A 15,785-nucleotide genomic window follows, 5' to 3' on the forward strand; every position below is an offset into this window, starting at 1 on the left:
AGTGCGTTGGAATAAATACTAACTGCCCTGTAGTGGTGGTGCTAACACTTCTTCTTCGGGTGGATCGACGTACGCGGCCTGGATGACTTCCTTGCCATCCGGCGCAACCAGAAACGCCTGGCCAGGGGGCCTCTTCTTAACTGTGATCTCCCGTGACGGGAAATCGTTCTTCTCGCCGGACAGGAACAACGTGGGCGAACCGGCCCCATAGGCGGCCCCGACGAACTTGTCCATCGTCGCCCGGTGGGCCTGGCTCATCTGACACGTAACCACCAGATGAAGGCCGATGTCGGCGGCGGCGGGCAACAACGGCGCCAGCGGAGCCATCGGCGACATCATGCCGGAGGCCGCCACGATCATGTGCCAGTCGTCGACGAGCAGCACCACGTCCGGACCACTCCACCACGACCGTGCCCGCAGTTGCGCCGTCGTCAGATCGGGCGGTGGCAGCCGCTTCTTGAGGTTGACCGCCAGCGCCTTGATGGCCTCTTCCAGCGTCGCGCTGTTGCGGTTGATCGCGCCGGCATCGAGCAGGTGGCTCTGCGGCACCGCGTCGAGCAGGCCCGACCGGTAGTCGGCGAGCATGAACCGGACCTGCTGCGGGCTGTTGCGCTTGCAGATGGCCTGCGCGATGGCATGCGCGATCCGCGTCTTGCCGGACTTCGGCGCACCGAAGATCAGCAGATGCGGCGTCATGTGCATCTGGTTGTAGGCCACCGTGAGGTCCGACTCGCGCACACCCATCGGCACCGTCCACCGCGTGCGGTAATCGGCGTCGGGTCCCGGCGGGTTCGGATCCAGCTGATGCAGGTAGATCCGATCGGGCAGCACCCGCACCTGCGGCGCCTCGTCGGTGTGGCGGGCGGCGATCTGCGACACGGCCGACGAGATGGCGTCGACGATGTTGTCGGCGCTGTGCACCCCGTCGAGTCGCGGGACGCCCATCATGAGGTGATGCTTCTCCAGTGAGATCGCCCGGCCCGGTCGGTTCGACGGGATCTCCCTCGTGATGCGGTCGATCTGGGTCTCGTTGACGTCACCGAGCCGGAATTCGACCTTGGTGCCGAGGTAGTCACGCACGCGCGACTTCAGTTCCGTCCACCGCGGGGTGGAGATGATGACGTGCACGCCGAACGCCAGACCCTGGCCGGCGAGGTCCTGCACGGCCGGCTCGAGGTCGGGGAACTCCGCGACGAACGCCGGCCAGCCGTCGATCACCAGGAACACATCGCCGAACGGATCCTGCGCGGCGGGGTTGTTGGGATCCTGCCGCATCTGCCGGTAGGCCGCGATGGAGCCGACGCGGTACTGCTTGAAGACCTGCTCACGCGCGCGCAACACCGCCTTGACCTCGGCGACGACGCGGTTGACCCGGTCCGGCTCGGCGCGCGTGGCCACACCGCCGACATGCGGCAGGTCTTCCATGTACATCAGACCGCCACCGCCGAGATCGACGCAGTAGAACTGCACGTCGCGCGGCGTGTGCGTGGCGGCGGCCGACAGGATGAGCGTCTGCAGGAACATCGACTTGCCGGTCTGCGGCGCCCCGCCGACCGCGATGTTGCCGCCGGCGGCCGAAACGTCGACGCCCCAGACCTCTTGGCGGTGACGGCGCGGCTCGTCCATGATTCCGAGCCCGAAACGCAGCGGTTGCCGCTGGTAGTCGCGCTCGACGAGTTCGTTGACGGGCGTGGGGTCGGTGAGCGGCGGCAGCCACATCTTGTAGGCGCGCGATTCGCCCGTGCCCAGCTGCTCGAGCACCACCTCGCGCAGCACTCTCGGTTCAGCCTCTGTGCTCATCAGTTCACCGCCGTATCGAAGATCGGGGCCGTCGTGAACTGGTGGATCCGCACGCGGGCCTGCCGTTGCGACCGCGGCTTGACCTCACCGTCCACGTCATCGTCGTCGGCAGGCACGTAGTTGTTGCCGGTGTAGACGCTGCGGAACTTCACCGGGTCCTCCATGCCGACCCGCAGGAACCCGACGCCACTTTCTTTGTTCGTGATGTACTGCGCCTCCGGCGTTCCGATCACGGCCTTGGACTCCGCGGAGCTGGTGGTACGCAAGGCGATTCGATACGTCAGGTTGGGCTCGAGCTTGTCGATGCGGACACCGCCGGTGTTCAGCGACTGCGTGGCCAACAGCAGGTGCACGCGCAGCGACCGTCCGACACGGCAGATGCGGTCGAACAGGTTGATGAAGTCCGGATGGTTCTGCAGCAGCTCGGCGAACTCGTCGACCACGACGAAAAGCGTTGGTAGCGGCGGCAGATCAGCGCCGCGCTCGCGGTGCTTCTCGTACTCGGCCACACCGGACAGCGCGCCCGCGGCACCGACCTGCATACCGGCTTGGCGCAGAATCGACTGGCGACGGTCGAGCTCACCGGTCAGCACCTCGCCCATGCGGCTGACGAGTTCGGCTTCCTCTTCCATGTTGGTGACGACGGCCGCGGTGTGCGGCAGCTTCTCCATACCGAGGAACGTCGAGCCGCCCTTGAAGTCGGTGAGCAGCAGGTTGATCTGGTCGGGATGGTGCGTGGCGACCAACGACAGGATCAGCGTCCGCAGGAACTCGGATTTACCGGAACCGGTCGTGCCGATGAGCATCCCGTGCGGACCGGCGCCGAACTCCGCGCCCTCCTTGATGTCGAGATACATGATCTCGCCGGTCTTGAGTTCGTGGCCGAACGGGATCTTGAGCCGGTCCCGGTCGGTGTCGGTGTACATCCGCCACCGCGCCGGAGTGACCTCCGCGACAGACTGTGCGCCGACGAGGTGGTGCCATTCGTTGGACACCTTCTTCTGTACGCGCACGTTCTTGTCGATGATGGTGCCGGTGATCGACCATCCGGCGAGCTTGCGGGCGACGCGGTTCGCCTGTCCTGGCGTCATCCGGTCCGAGACCCGGGTCACCTCACGCCAATTCTGGTTCGGCAAGCGGTCGTCGGCGGTGCCGTCGGCGTCCACGCGCAGCCGGTACGCCGAGCCGCGATGGTTTCCGAGGGTGAGAACGGTGACGCCGGCCCGGCCGTCGACCGGGAATCCGGCCTTGCCGCCGGTCAGATCGACCACGACGACATACGGGCCGCCCGGCGCCGCGTCGGCGGTGTGCGGACCGCGCGCGGTCAGGTCACTGAGCCCGTCGGGCCGCGTGTAGACGAGGCGGGTGGCGCCCGCGGCGTCGGTGTCGGTCTGGTGCTGGGTGTGCGGCAGCCACTTCAGCCACGACCAGTTCGGGTCTTCGGGATTGTCGGTCAGCACCCGGATCTGCAGCAGGTCCGGCGGATGGAACACCGCGAGATGGCAGACCATCGCGGTCAACAGCCCCGCGGCGCCGTCCGGGTCGCCGCCCACCGCAATGGTCGGAAACGTGCGCAGCTGAACGAGTTTCGGGCAGTCGTGGATCAGACCGTGGGTCCGGAGGAACTTCGTCACCCACATGTGGCTGACCGGCTCGAGGTGCGGTGCCGGTGCGCCCTGCGGGCCGGCGAGTTCGCCGCTCGTGTTCGGCTTGAGCAGCCGGTCGACGGCGATCTCGGCACCGATCCCGATGCGGGCCGCGGCGAAGAACTCGGAGCTGCCCTGCCGCGCCCACTGGCGGTGGGTGCCGATGATCGACAGCAGGTCCTCGGGATGTGGTGCGTGATAACTGAAGAACGACACCTGCGCCGACGCCGACGACGTCACGCGGGTGCGCAGCCCCGCGAGGTACCGCAGGTACTCCTTGCGGTCGGCGTTGATCTCGGGAACCTTCTTGCCGCCGGGACCGCCGCCGGCCATGAAACCGACCGTCGCCATGACCATCATCAGCGGCATCATCAGCATGTACGGGGACAGCTGCCGGATACCCGTGAAGATCATGATCGCGATCATCCCGAGCATGCCGCCGCCCATGACCCACGGCAGCGCCTTCTGGATGCCCGACGGCGGGATCTCGACCCCGAGGTCGTCGGGCGGGGTCACGTTGATCTCGCCCGGAGTCAGCCGTGGGCCGCGCTTGACGGTCGGCGTGAACTTCTTCGTCGTCATGAGCCCTGCCCGCCTTCGACTTTGCGCGGATTCGGATCGGCAGGCAGCGTGTCGTGCTCGAGCAGCGCCGCCTCCTTCGACAGCACCGGCCCCTCGACGAGCAGGCCCACCACCTGCCATGGCGCGTTCACCGCACCCGACAGACCGAGAGTCTTCGCGGCATCGTCGTTGGCGACGCCGTACCGCACACCCTGCGGATCGATGTAGTAGAGGCTCTCGCCCACCCGCGGGTCCGGTGACTGCAGCCGGACGAACTGGCCGCCCTCGATGTAAACCACTGCGTCACCGTCGATCTGATCGATGCCCGAGCCGATCGCCGTGGACGGGATGGGCAGCCGGCGGCCGGCGATGACAGTCGCCTTGGGTGCCTGGTCGCCGGGCTCACGCTGCCAGGACCAGCACAGCACCGGTGAATCCTGGCGCAACATCACCTCGAGCGGCTTGTCCGGCAACGGTGAGACGTACACCTGCTCGGCGATCTTGGCGACCACGCTCGCCTCGACCGAAGGCGGCTCGAGCAGACCGTAGGAGTTGGTGGCCCGCAGTGCGGCCGCCGTGGTGTCATTGACCCGTGCCACGCCGTCCGCCAACACCACATAGTGCTGAGGATCGGATTCCGTAGCGGTCTGGAACACCGAACCGATGACCAGATTCGCCGGCAGCCCAAGGGTATTCGGCGCACCCGCGGCCGCGATCTGCGGCAGCTGCCACGGACCCATGTTCGGCAGTGCGTTGAACAAGCCCTCGGAAATCGGGGCCGCCTTGGCGGTGACGGGGATACCGACCGCCGACGTCACCGCGCGGTCGGCCAGGTTGATGGAGTGCCGGCCGCCCTCCGTGACCAGCCAGTTGGCCCCTTCGAAGGCGACCAGCATGCCCTGATCGGCGCGCATCGGGCCGACCGACATGTCGGTGGACAACGACCGGATGAGGATCGACGGTTCGACTTCGGGTGCGGCACTGTCGGGTTTGGCGACGGTGTCACACAGCGACCACCGCGACGCGGGCGCACCCGTCGGCGTCGCGTACGGCGCGCCGGGGATGCCGATCGACTGGCCCTTGGGGAGCCGGTTGAGCTCCTCGGACTTCACCGCGACGGGCTCGCTGGCGTTGCCCAGTGCCAACCGCGCCGAGGTCAGGTTGTACACCGGGCGCAGTTGCGAGCTGCCCGGCAGCATGACGTAGAGCTGGTTGGTGTTGCGATCGACCAACAGCGTGTCACTGCCCTGCTTGCCGAGCGGCTTGAAGTACGCCATCAGCGCCGCACCCAGGCAGATCAGTACTGCGATGACGATTCCGGCGAACACCGCACGGCTGTAGAACTGCAGCGGATCGTCGAACATCCGGGTGTCCCGGCGCACGATCGCATGCTCGACGCGGCGCAGCAGAAATCGCCAGCCGCTGACCTGAACCTTGGTGGTGAGCCGGAAGCCTGCCATCGCTTATTCGCCGATGTTCAGGCGGCCGTGCACTGCCGCGATCGCCGCCGCCATGTCTTCTCCGTTGACCTCGCTGAGCTGTTCGACGCCGAGGCTGTCAAAGTCCAGCGAGCGGGCCAGCCGCATGTCCCGGTTCTGTTCACCGGCTTCGACCAGCTGCCGGGCGTAGCGGCCGTTGCCTGCGATGTCGAGGGCCGGCTTGCCGTTAAGCCTGCGCTGGCTAAGCAGGGTCGCCGCCTCGTGCACGCGCTTGGCCGCGGTGTCGTCGAGCTGTGAATCATTGGCCTTGGCAATGACTTTCGCGATCTCGACGATGTCGTCGGGCGAGTAGGAATCGAACTCAATGCGGGTCGCGAATCGCGAGCGCAGACCGTCGTTGGCCTCGAGCAGCCGGTCGATGTCATTGCTGTAGCCGGCGATGATCACCACGAGCCGGTCGCGGTCGTTCTCCATCCGCGCCAGCAGCGTGTCCAGTGCCTCGGTACCGAACGGGTCGGCACGGCCGTCACGTTCCTGCACGAGGGTGTACGCCTCGTCGATGAACAGCACCCCGCCCAGCGCGCGGTCGATCGTCTTGGCCGTCTTGACCGCGGACTGTCCCTCGTACTCGGCGACGAAGTCTTTACGCGACGTCTCGATGAGCTTGGGTTCGCCGATGACGCCCAGGCCGGCCAGGATGTTGGCGACGACGCGCGCGATCGTCGTCTTACCGGTGCCCGGCGGCCCGGCGAAGATCATGTGCTTGGACGCCTGCGCCACCTTCATGCCACGCGCGGCGCGGATCCTGGCCATCTGCGTGGCCGCGCGGTACGCCTCGATCTGCTCCTTGACCCGATTCAGGCCGATCTGCCGGTCGAGTTCGGCCTGGGCTTCCGACAGCAGCTTGTCGCGCGCCGAGGTGTCGGCGACGACGCTGTTCGGATCCCACGGATCTTTGCGGGCGGCGATCTTCTCGGCCGTTGTGGTTTCCAGCCGGTAGGCCGGATCACGCAGTGCGGCAGTCACTTTCGGCTCGGGGAAGTTCGCCTGCAGCCATTCCAGGAGCACCTGTGCCGACTCTTCGTTGCCCTGGCTGCGACGCGCCATCGCCAGGAACCAGGCGATCGCCGGGGCGCAGGCCTGGCCGGCCGGGGTGTCGTTGGCTTCGGTCAGACGGCGGTCGGCCTCGGTGAACAAACCGAGGTTGGCCGCCGCGACGCCGTGCGCGACTCCTGCCGCGGCGGCGAGGAACTTGTCCGGCCAGCGGTCAGCCCCACGCACCTCGTCGATGACATCCGTCCAGCGTTGCGCCGCACCGTAGATCACCGCTTTGATCCACGACACCAGGTGGTCGGCGCCACCCGACGGGGCGTCCTCCAACGCCTCCATGGCGTCGGCGTAATTGCCTTCGGTCGCCTCCTGGACCGCGAATCCCATCGTGATCGCCAACGGCGAGTTGATGGGATACGTGATGTCCTTGCCGTAGATGCCGCCGATCGGGATGCGGGCGTTCAACCCGTTCATCGAGATCTCGGCGGCGCCGGCCAGCTGGCCGAAATTCGACCGCGAGTACCAGGCCCGGAAGAGCGTCACACGATCGGTGTCGCCGCACCGGATGCGGCCGACCCACGCGTCACACGCCGACTCGTCGTAATTGGTTATCTCGGTGAAGATCTCGAGCGAACGGGCCGGCGAGCTGGGCAGCATGCCGACCGCGCTGCCGAACATCCCGGCGAGGTGGTCAACCATGGTCACCTCCATAACGGGTCGAGAAGACCTGGGCCCGGGCCGTATCGGCCTGTTCGGGTGTCGGCAGGTTCAGGTCACGGGTCAGGAAATCGCGCGTCGCGACGTCGTCATGGCCGTGCTCGCGCATGCCCTCGAGCATGAACGAGTACTGAGCGGACCTGGCCTGCTGGCCGGCCAGGTCCGCGATGACGAGAATCTCGTCCGCGAGATCGGATTCGGTCATATTGGTGACTTTCGGCGATAGATCGATCTGATGAACTCGTCCGTCCAGGTATGCACTGACCGTCACGGTCCCGGGCGGGTTGGTGACGGTGAAAAGCGGCACCGGTAGGTCCGCGTCTTCGTTGCCGACCTCGCCCGGTGCGCCGATGCCGTCCCAGTATTCACCGTCGCCGGCCTGACCGACGGTGTCGTACGTGTCCAACGCGGCCAGGCCCAGATCGTCCGAATCGTCGTCAGGGTAGGAGAAATCCAGCGCGGCGAGACTGTCGTAATCACCGTCGTCATCCGGATCGTGTGGCGGAAAGTCACCCACCGTGGCGGCCTTTCTCAGTGCAGATTGGAGCTGTCCGAGTCGGACTTGTCGAACCATGCCTTCGACGGCAGGAACTCGACCAGACCGTCCAGAGCACGTTGCAGATTGTCTTTGGTGCCCGACAGGAAGCTGCCGTACAGCTCGCCGTTGACACGACGCGGTATCGACACGATGCGGCCCTGCTTGGAATCCAGCACGCCCGCCGCGACATCGACCTGGGACGTGGTGCCGCCGGGATGACGCTCGGTCGCGACGATCTCCACCCAGCTGTCGGGCTCGGAGATGATCCCGGCATAGGCCCGCGCCGAAGTCGGCGGGATCCCGTAGCCGGTGAGTTCCTCGGCGGTGCGGCAATTCGCGAGCGTTTCGGCGACACCAGTCAACGGTTCGACGTTGGCGGGTGTTCCCTCGCCGAGCACGGTCATCACCATGCCTGCCGTACCGATCTGGGGTGCGACCCGCTGCAGAACCAGCATGTCGTTGTCACGAGCGGCGACGACATGCCGAGCCCCCTTGCGGCACACCACGAACCGGATCATCTTCCCGCCGACGTCACGGCGCCACCACCGGCCCTCGAGCGTGCGGTCGGGCCGGCTCAGGGTGTCGAGCATCGCGGCCACCTCGGGGTGCGGCGTCCCGAAGACGTCGAGCACACCCTGCGCCGTGAGGTCACGCTCGACCTGTTCCCACACGATCTTGCGCAGATCGGGCTGCGGAATGTTCAGCCGGATGCCCATCGACGGCGGGAAGTCGGTGAGCTCGAGTTTGTCGGCGATCACCAGCATCCCGTCGATGGTGACCTCGACGCCGACGACGTCGTCGATGTGCGTTGCGCCCGAATCGGCGCCGTACGGAGCAGTCATGACCTACCTCGCTCCGACAGTTCCGTCGAGGGCCTCGGCCGTCGTCGTGTCGGTGTTGTCGTACCGGCCCGCGGCACTCGTCAACTTCTCGCCCAGGTCCTGCGAGACGTTCGCCATCCCGGTGCCCGCGATGCGTCGCGCGTTCTGGGCGGCCTCGACCGCCGCGGCGGTCGACCACGAGATCGGCCCGTGCGTCCAGCGCACCGCGGAGTCGACGCCGTCGACCGCGGCGGTCGCCGAAGTCAGAACGGCAGCGGCCTCCCCTTGCTTGGCCGATAACTCGCGCAAATGAGCGGTGGTAACCCGCAAATCACCCGACATGAATCCCCTCGATCCCTGATATTTCCTGAACCATCACGTATCGATCGCGGACGCAGATCCAGGAATACCGCGCTCTAATGTAGCTGCCGCCGGCATACGTAGCTGGCTCTGCTCGAAATCCGCACTGATATGCACCGGCGCCGCACCGGCTCCGGTGATCTCCGCAGAAGCTTCGGCGAGGTCGGGCGGCAAGGTCTTGGCTGCGCCTTCCTCACCTTCTCCAGCGGTGTTACCGCCGGGACCGGCCTCGTCGGGCCATTCGGCGTCACTTTCGCCGTCGGTCTGAGCGGCCTCGCGGTCCTGGCCGTCGTCGCGAGGCTTCTCCTCTTTGCCCTCGCCGTCGTCCTCGGAATTTTCGTCGCGTTTGTCATCCGTTTCGGCGAGGGCGGCCGGATCCGGCGATTGACCTGTGGCCTGGCTCGCCACCTGAGCCGCTTGCGTCGCGGCCTGCGTGGCGGCCTGTGCGGCTTGACCCGCCGCCTGCATCACGCCGCCGAGCAACCCACCGATGGGACCCATCACCGAACCGAGCACGGCGCCGAACACCCCGGCGACGTCACCGCCCATCGCGCCAGGGGCCGCGCCCGCTCCTGCACCCGCCGGCATGCCTGCCGGCACCGACGGCGTCGCCCGCATGGATGCCTGCTGCGGCGCTGGAGCACCCCCGCCGCCGGCACTGGTCGACGATCCGGCGGTGGGTACGGCCGCCGAGCCCGCAGCGGCATCGGCTTCGGTGCGCGCCTCGGGACTGGCCTCGTCGTCATCGGTGGGCTCGAACTCTTCATCGCCACCGGTCGGCTTCGCCGCATCGGCGATCGCCTCATACTTGCTCACCGCGCCGCGGACCTCGGCGGCGTTCGCGCTCGCGTTGTCCTGCATCGACATGAGCTGATTCGTCGACTCGCCCACGGCCTTGCTCACCATCGCGACCTCGGCCGCGATCTGCGCCGCCTTACCGACAAATGGAATGCAGCCGGTGGCCATCGTGATCAGACTCATGTCGCCCAGCCAGTCGGACTGGCTGTCCAGGTTGTCGCGCGTCGCGGCGATCTGCTGGGCTTCCCGCGAAAGCACCGAGGCCACCAACTGATCGGCGCCGATCATCGTCTGGGTGCGGCTCACCTGCTCGTTGTTCCTGCCGGTGTAGGTGTTCGACCCGCTGCTGTCCCAATCGGCGGACGGGAAGGCCGCGGTGAGAGTCTGACCGGCATCGCCCAGCCGCTCGGCCCCCTGACCGAACCGGCTGCCGCTTTCCGGGTCGCCCAACCCGGTGGTCAATTTCATGCCGTCGATGACGTGCTGGCCGGCCGCCAGGATCGGCGACTTGGCGGCCTTGACCAGTCGGTTTCCCAGCCGCGACTCGAAGAAGTCGGTGAACTTCTTGCTGAAGTCGGCGAGTTTGCGGCCGGCTTTCGCCACCCGTTCCAGCTTGTCGCCCTTTGCGTTGCGCTCGATGAAGTCGCCGACCTTCTTGAATCGGTCCGCCCACTTTTCCCGGTCATCGATGACATCTTTGCCGAAATCGGCCACATCGCTCAGCATTCCCATGCCTGCATCCCCTCCGCCGGATCAGAGATTACCAGCGCATCACCTACATCTCTTGCACCAATTTCGGTCGACCGTGGACCGCTTGAGTGCTGGTTCAGCGTGGCCACAACGGCACCATAACTGCAGCTGGCAACGCCTATAGCCGCTTGACGCCGGGCGCGGAGACCACGAGTCGCACGATGCGGTCACCAGCATCCGCCCGCTGGGTCACACGGTGCGCACAACGTCGCCCGCGGCATCGCCCCCGGGACGCGGAAATCCGGACGACGGTGCCAAAATCTGTTTGCTGGCGGCGAACCCAGCATGGCTACTGCGGCCAAAAGGAGTTGTAGTCGATACTTGAGAGCGGTCGAGATTCTCGTCGTCTACTTCCGGAGGAGATTTTGTCGTGACCGACCCCGACGACACCCTGCGTAGAGAGCTTGGCTGGACGGGGCCGGAGGAAAGCGATTTCGAACCGGATACGAGCCCGACCAAGAGGCCGCGTAAGGCCCCCGAGCCGCCGTCCATACCGGGGCGACCGCCCGTCGACCCGACGGTGCCGAAGTCGCCCAACAACGCCGAACCAGACGATCCGCACGGCGTTCCGACCGATCCCGATGCCGAACGGGCGCGCACGTCGTTCCGGGAACCGCCGGCCCAGCCTCCGCAAGCCCCGCCGCAGCAGCCCCCGCCGCCACAGCCGCCCGCTCCTCATCCGCCGCAGCAGCCGCCGCAACCTGCGCACGACCCGCGGCAGGCGGCCCCCCGCCCCGACCCGTGGGACCAGCACCCGCCGGGCTGGAAGATGCCACCCCAGCGCCCACCCGGCCCGCCACCGCAACAGCCCTACGGCCCGCCGCCCGGCCAACCGTGGCCCACCGAAGGAGGGTTCGCACCGGACGCCGGTGCGCCCGGCAAACCGCCGCACACGCCGCCGGCCATCCCGCCGGGGTCCTACGCCGACCGGATCAGGGTCAACGACCTGGTGCCGCAGCGGCGCCAACCGCCCGGCAGCGGCTGGCGCCTGCTGGTGTACCGGGCCACGTTCGGCCTCATCAACCCGGGGCCCTCGCCCGAGGACATCCGCCAGGCCGAAATGGAAGCCAAGGTCAAAGGGGTCCTGCGCGGGCACTACAAGGTCGGCGTCATGGGCAAGGGCGGCGTCGGCAAGACGACGGTCTCCGCGAGCATCGGGTCGATGTTCGCGCACCTGCGCCAGGACGACCGCGTGGTCGCGATCGACGCCGACACCTCGTTCGGAAAACTCGGCAGCCGCGTCGATCCCCGCGCGCACAGCTCCTATTGGGAGTTGGCCTCCGACAAGCACCTGGAGACCTTCGCCGACGTGCGCAGCCGGGTCGGCAACAACTCGGCGGGTCTGTTCGTCCTCGCCGGCGAGGGCAGTCCGGCCCGCCGCCGCGTGCTGGACGCGGCGATCTACCGCGAGGCCACGACCCGGCTGGACCGGCATTTCTCGATTTCGGTGGTCGACTGCAGCTCGACGATGGATTCGCCGGTGACACAAGAGGTTCTGCGTGATCTCGACGCGCTCGTCGTGGTGTCCTCGCCGTGGGTCGACGGCGCCGCGACGGCCGGCCAGACGCTCGACTGGCTGGCCGCCCGCGGGATGACCAGCCTGTTGCAACGGACCGTCGTCGTCCTCAACGACTCCGACGGCCACGCCGACAAACGCACCCGGTCGATCCTCGCCAACCAGTTCTCCGGCCAGGGGCAGGTGGTGGTCGAGGTCCCGTTCGACGGACACCTTCGGCCCGGCGGGGTCGTCGACATCCACGAGATGTCACCGCCGGTGCGCAAGAAGTTCCTGGAGATCGCCGCGGCACTGGCCGAGCATTTCCCGACACACGACGACCGGGCGCGCGAACGGTCCTGAACCAGCTCAGCGCAGCGTCTTGATGACGGCTTCGATCGCGTGCACGGCCGCGGCATCCACCGGGTACTCGGCTTCCGCGCGAGCGATGGCGTCCTCGGAAACCCCTGCGGCTTGCGCGGTTTCGCCGACGGTGAGGTTGGCGTGGCGGCGCGCGGCGTACAGGCGCTGACCCAAGGTCGCCCCGGGGGCCGCGGCCGCACGCGTCGTCAGCTCGTCGATCTGGCGACGGACCGCGCTCAGCGCCTTGATCAACGCCGGCGTCACCATGCTGATCCTGGCCGCACGCGAGGCGACCGCCTCGAGCTGGCGGAGATCGGCGAGCATCGCCGTCACCCGCGGCGTGAACTCGGGATCGTCTTCGGCCGGCAGGGTGGGCACGGTCGACTCGAGGGTGTTGACGGCGGTGAGAACCGCCTGCGCGATCAGCGGCACCTCGTCGGTGCCGGGTACCGAGATCATCGTGTCGGTTGTCGCGGCGGGCGGCGATGACGGCGGTGCGACGGGCGCCGTCGGTGCCGGCACCGACCCGCCCTGGCGCAGCCGCGCAATGGTCCCGGGCGGCCACCGCAGCACTTCCTCGAGCTTCAGGCGCGTCCGCTCCCGGGGCCAGCTACGGCCCTTCTCGAAGGCGATCAGCGCGCCGGCGTTGATGATGCCGTCCGCGGCGAGGCTGCGCTGGCTGATGTCGAGCTCACGACGCCGTGCTGCGGCCGCGGCACCGGCGCGCACCAGCCCGATGTCGAATTCACCGGTAGCGAGATCGAACTCCGCATCGGTCATCTCGGGACGGTTCCTCGCTGGTGTTCCTGCAGAGCTGGGGCGGCTGAAAGTGGGCGCTGGACCAGTCAATCCTAACCCCCTACCGAAGCACCGCTACGCCTCGGATTCCGCGCGGTTTCAGCAAATTACATAGGTGCTACACCTTTGTCACAGCACAAACCGCACCGATGCTACGGATTGGATCCAGTTCCGTAAACCGCCCGCTGACGTGCAGTTTTGGATGCAACCCGTCTTTACCCAGGTGGTCACCGGTCGTTACCGATGCAAACTTCCGTAGCGGCGGCGTGATTCAGTTTCGGCGAAACTGTTGCATCGCTACGGTTGTTGCTATAGCGTTCTGCTCAACGCGGTGACCACCGCAACAGTCCCTAACAGGAGCAGCAGCATGAACGCACTCATGGCCAACGGAATCCCGCTCGGCGTGTGCACGAGCGACCCGGAACGGTGGACCTCTACTCCCGACGACGAGGCCAAGGTCATCTGCCGCGAGTGCCCGCGGCGCTGGCTGTGCGCCCGCGAAGCCTGCGAACTCCCCCGGGCCGAAGGCCTGTGGGCCGGCATCATGGTCCCCGAGGGTGGCCGGGGCCGGACGTTCGCGCTCAAGCAGCTCCGGTCACTTGCCGAGCGCCACGGTTATCCGGTGCGCAAGACCCGGCTGATCTTCCCCGACGCCGCCTGACGTGACTCATTGCCCTCTCGCCGCCGCGTTCGAGGGGACGGCGGCGGGAGGGCGACATTTCGATCGGGGGGGAATAGGGGCCCGGGGTGTGCCGTTACATCTCTCGACGGTGCCGGGCATGCCCCGGGCCCCATCCAAAACCGTCGCTGCGAGCGACCACTCGCCGTGAGGCGCACTGACGGCACCGTCCCCCAAACTTCTTCCCGCTACAGCTCGAGCGTGGTGACCACCGCGTCGAGCAGAGCATCCACCTCGTCCTCGTCATAGCCCCGCTGAAACATCGGGGGCTTCGGGAATCCGATGTTGCGAACATCGTCGGCACTGAGATGGCCCCGCCCGTCGAGGCGGCGCGCGACGAGTTGCAGAAAATCGTCGACCGACTTCTTGTCATAGCCCCGCTTACCGATCGGCGGCTTCGAGAACTCGGCATTGCGAACATCCTCGGCGGTCAGCACGCGGCTCATGGCGCTCATGCTAACCGCGGCGACCGCGGAAGCCGGTCGCATTACCGTGGGCTTCATGAGCAACACCGACACGGCGCCTGCCGAGCTCACATGTGCCACTTCGGCGTTCACCGGCGTCCTGCACGCACGCGAGGTGCCGCTGGGCGGGCCGCGGGCGCTGCTCGTCCGGCGCACCCTGCCGCAGCGCGAACGATCGCTGATCGGCGCATGGTGTTTCGCCGACCACTACGGACCCCACGATGTCCGGGCCAGCGGCCGCGGCATGGATGTTCCGCCTCATCCGCACACCGGGCTGCAGACCGTCAGTTGGCTTTTCGCGGGCGAGATCGAACACCGCGACAGCGCGGGCGTGCACGCCATGGTGCGGCCCGGCGAGCTCAACCTGATGACCGCCGGTGCCGGGATCTGCCACTCCGAGGTCTCCACCGACGACACGGCGGTTCTGCACGGCGTGCAACTGTGGGTTGCGCTGCCCGATTCGGACCGCGACACCGGTCGCGACTTCGCGCACTACGCGCCCACGCCCCGGACGTTCGACGGCGCCACCTTGCGAGTGTTTCTCGGCGAGCTGGCCGATTCCCGATCGCCGGTGCACACTTTCACGCCGCTGCTCGGCGCACAGATCGACCTCGAGGCCGGTGCGGTGCTGACGCTCGATGTCGACCCCGCGTTCGAACACGGTGTGCTGTTGGACCAGGGGGTCGTTCACGTCGGCGATACGCCGCTCGAGGTCGCTGACCTCGCCTACCAGGCTCCCGGCCACCGGCTGCTGCACCTCGCCAATCCCGCGGACAGCCCGGCGCGCGTCGTCCTGCTCGGCGGCCCGCCGTTCCCCGAGGAACTCGTGATGTGGTGGAACTTCGTCGGCCGCAGCCACGACGACATCGCGATGTATCGCGAACTCTGGCAGGACCACGACGCGCGCTTCGGCGACGTTTCCGGTTACCGCGGCGACACCGCGCGGTTGCCCGCCCCGCCGCTGCCGAACGGCAGACTCAAGCCGCGCCCGCGCCCGTCGAACTAGGCGTTGAGGTACTGCGCCGTGCTGCCGCCCACCGGCATCTCGGGCAGGCCCAGTTTCCGGTGATCCCAGCTGCGCAGCCTGCTGGGCACGACCCGGACCGCGATGCGGTTGTTCATCATCTGGTCGACGAACGGACGCATCTCATCGGTGTATGGCCCGGTGTAACGCTCCCACACGCTGATGCCAACGCGCAGAATGGTTTCCGGGTCATCGACGATCTCGGCCTCACCGTCGATCGACACCCCGCGCAGGGTGTTGTAGGTCAGGCCGTCCTCGATCATCACGGTGACCGTCGGATCGCGGCGCAGGTTCACGGCCTTCTGCGACTTGGCCTTGGTCTCGAACCAGATCTCGCCGTCGAGGACCGCGTACCACATCGCCACCAGATGTGGCCGGCCATTCGGCAGCACGGTGGCCATGGTGGCGGTCCGGCTGTGTTCGACGAATTCGGCGATCTCGTCGTCGGTCATGACGATCTTGGCCCGCTCGTTCCTGCCCAC

Annotated in this window: 14 protein-coding genes; 3 read left to right on the forward strand and 11 right to left on the reverse strand. The window is 67.4% G+C overall.

The genetic code is table 11. The features are described 5' to 3' along the window. Positions 1-18 precede the first annotated feature (18 nt). The 8 genes from eccCb to ACOI2T_RS35700 all read right to left on the reverse strand — a co-directional run bounded on the left by eccCb (position 19) and on the right by ACOI2T_RS35700 (position 10,462). Positions 19-1,800: a type VII secretion protein EccCb gene (gene eccCb, locus ACOI2T_RS35665; RefSeq protein WP_067849779.1), complete on the reverse strand. Its 1,782-nt coding sequence runs from the start codon at positions 1,798-1,800 to the stop codon at positions 19-21. After that, complete coding sequence (gene eccCa, locus ACOI2T_RS35670; protein ID WP_067849781.1) at positions 1,800-4,028, reverse strand: type VII secretion protein EccCa; 2,229 nt, start codon at positions 4,026-4,028, stop codon at positions 1,800-1,802. The genes eccCb and eccCa overlap by 1 nt, the downstream gene beginning before the upstream one ends. Then, positions 4,025-5,467, reverse strand: coding sequence for a type VII secretion protein EccB (eccB, locus tag ACOI2T_RS35675; protein ID WP_409502971.1), 1,443 nt, complete (start codon positions 5,465-5,467; stop codon positions 4,025-4,027). The genes eccCa and eccB overlap by 4 nt, the downstream gene beginning before the upstream one ends. 3 nt (positions 5,468-5,470) lie before the next feature. After that, positions 5,471-7,195 carry a type VII secretion AAA-ATPase EccA gene (gene eccA, locus ACOI2T_RS35680; RefSeq protein WP_409502972.1) on the reverse strand — a complete coding sequence of 575 codons (1,725 nt, stop codon included), beginning with the start codon at positions 7,193-7,195 and terminating at the stop codon, positions 5,471-5,473. Next, on the reverse strand, positions 7,188-7,730 hold the full coding sequence (locus ACOI2T_RS35685) for a YbaB/EbfC family DNA-binding protein (protein ID WP_409502973.1): 543 nt from the start codon (positions 7,728-7,730) through the stop codon (positions 7,188-7,190). Before ACOI2T_RS35685 ends, eccA begins: the two co-directional genes overlap by 8 nt. A gap of 14 nt (positions 7,731-7,744) precedes the next feature. Further along, entirely contained in the window at positions 7,745-8,593 is an 849-nt protein-coding gene (locus tag ACOI2T_RS35690) for an ESX secretion-associated protein EspG (RefSeq protein WP_067849788.1), read from the reverse strand. A gap of 3 nt (positions 8,594-8,596) precedes the next feature. Continuing rightward, the gene (locus ACOI2T_RS35695; protein ID WP_409502974.1) at positions 8,597-8,881 is read right to left on the reverse strand and encodes an ESX-1 secretion-associated protein; all 285 of its coding nucleotides are present in this window, start codon (positions 8,879-8,881) and stop codon (positions 8,597-8,599) included. A gap of 66 nt (positions 8,882-8,947) precedes the next feature. Then, positions 8,948-10,462 (reverse strand): EspA/EspE family type VII secretion system effector, encoded by a 1,515-nt coding sequence (locus ACOI2T_RS35700; protein ID WP_409502975.1) that lies wholly within the window; start codon positions 10,460-10,462, stop codon positions 8,948-8,950. Between the two features lie 388 nt (positions 10,463-10,850). Here ACOI2T_RS35700 and ACOI2T_RS35705 point away from each other — a divergent pair, with 388 nt between their 5' ends. Beyond that, a complete protein-coding gene (locus tag ACOI2T_RS35705) occupies positions 10,851-12,338 on the forward strand; it encodes a MinD/ParA family ATP-binding protein (protein ID WP_409502976.1) in 1,488 nt (495 codons plus the stop codon). A gap of 6 nt (positions 12,339-12,344) precedes the next feature. Here ACOI2T_RS35705 and ACOI2T_RS35710 read toward each other — a convergent pair whose 3' ends face one another. Next, the gene (locus ACOI2T_RS35710; RefSeq protein ID WP_409502977.1) at positions 12,345-13,118 is read right to left on the reverse strand and encodes a helix-turn-helix domain-containing protein; all 774 of its coding nucleotides are present in this window, start codon (positions 13,116-13,118) and stop codon (positions 12,345-12,347) included. 385 nt (positions 13,119-13,503) lie between these two features. Between ACOI2T_RS35710 and ACOI2T_RS35715 the strand changes: the two genes are divergently transcribed. After that, positions 13,504-13,797, forward strand: coding sequence for a WhiB family transcriptional regulator (locus tag ACOI2T_RS35715; RefSeq protein WP_067849798.1), 294 nt, complete (start codon positions 13,504-13,506; stop codon positions 13,795-13,797). A 206-nt stretch (positions 13,798-14,003) separates the two neighbouring features. Here the strand turns inward: ACOI2T_RS35715 and ACOI2T_RS35720 are convergent, their stop codons facing one another. After that, entirely contained in the window at positions 14,004-14,270 is a 267-nt protein-coding gene (locus ACOI2T_RS35720) for a DivIVA domain-containing protein (protein WP_409502978.1), read from the reverse strand. Between the two features lie 46 nt (positions 14,271-14,316). Between ACOI2T_RS35720 and ACOI2T_RS35725 the strand changes: the two genes are divergently transcribed. Then, on the forward strand, positions 14,317-15,285 hold the full coding sequence (locus tag ACOI2T_RS35725; RefSeq protein WP_409502979.1) for a pirin family protein: 969 nt from the start codon (positions 14,317-14,319) through the stop codon (positions 15,283-15,285). On the opposite strand, the gene ACOI2T_RS35730 is transcribed toward ACOI2T_RS35725, so the two are convergent. Continuing rightward, on the reverse strand, positions 15,282-15,785 hold the full coding sequence (locus ACOI2T_RS35730; RefSeq protein WP_409502980.1) for a pyridoxamine 5'-phosphate oxidase family protein: 504 nt from the start codon (positions 15,783-15,785) through the stop codon (positions 15,282-15,284). The genes ACOI2T_RS35725 and ACOI2T_RS35730 overlap by 4 nt on opposite strands.

Origin of the sequence: Mycolicibacterium wolinskyi str. Jessa 2025, assembly GCF_049241375.1 — a bacterium.
Classification (GTDB): Bacteria; Actinomycetota; Actinomycetes; order Mycobacteriales; family Mycobacteriaceae; genus Mycobacterium; species Mycobacterium wolinskyi.

Coding starts and splice junctions, on each gene's coding strand:
- eccCb (WP_067849779.1), bottom strand. CDS start 1,800: ATGAGCACAGAGGCTGAACCGAGAGTGCTGCGCGAGGTGGTGCTCGAG.
- eccCa (WP_067849781.1), bottom strand. CDS start 4,028: ATGACGACGAAGAAGTTCACGCCGACCGTCAAGCGCGGCCCACGGCTG.
- eccB (WP_409502971.1), bottom strand. CDS start 5,467: ATGGCAGGCTTCCGGCTCACCACCAAGGTTCAGGTCAGCGGCTGGCGA.
- eccA (WP_409502972.1), bottom strand. CDS start 7,195: ATGGTTGACCACCTCGCCGGGATGTTCGGCAGCGCGGTCGGCATGCTG.
- ACOI2T_RS35690 (WP_067849788.1), bottom strand. CDS start 8,593: ATGACTGCTCCGTACGGCGCCGATTCGGGCGCAACGCACATCGACGAC.
- ACOI2T_RS35700 (WP_409502975.1), bottom strand. CDS start 10,462: ATGGGAATGCTGAGCGATGTGGCCGATTTCGGCAAAGATGTCATCGAT.
- ACOI2T_RS35710 (WP_409502977.1), bottom strand. CDS start 13,118: ATGACCGATGCGGAGTTCGATCTCGCTACCGGTGAATTCGACATCGGG.
- ACOI2T_RS35715 (WP_067849798.1), top strand. CDS start 13,504: ATGAACGCACTCATGGCCAACGGAATCCCGCTCGGCGTGTGCACGAGC.
- ACOI2T_RS35720 (WP_409502978.1), bottom strand. CDS start 14,270: ATGAGCGCCATGAGCCGCGTGCTGACCGCCGAGGATGTTCGCAATGCC.
- ACOI2T_RS35725 (WP_409502979.1), top strand. CDS start 14,317: ATGAGCAACACCGACACGGCGCCTGCCGAGCTCACATGTGCCACTTCG.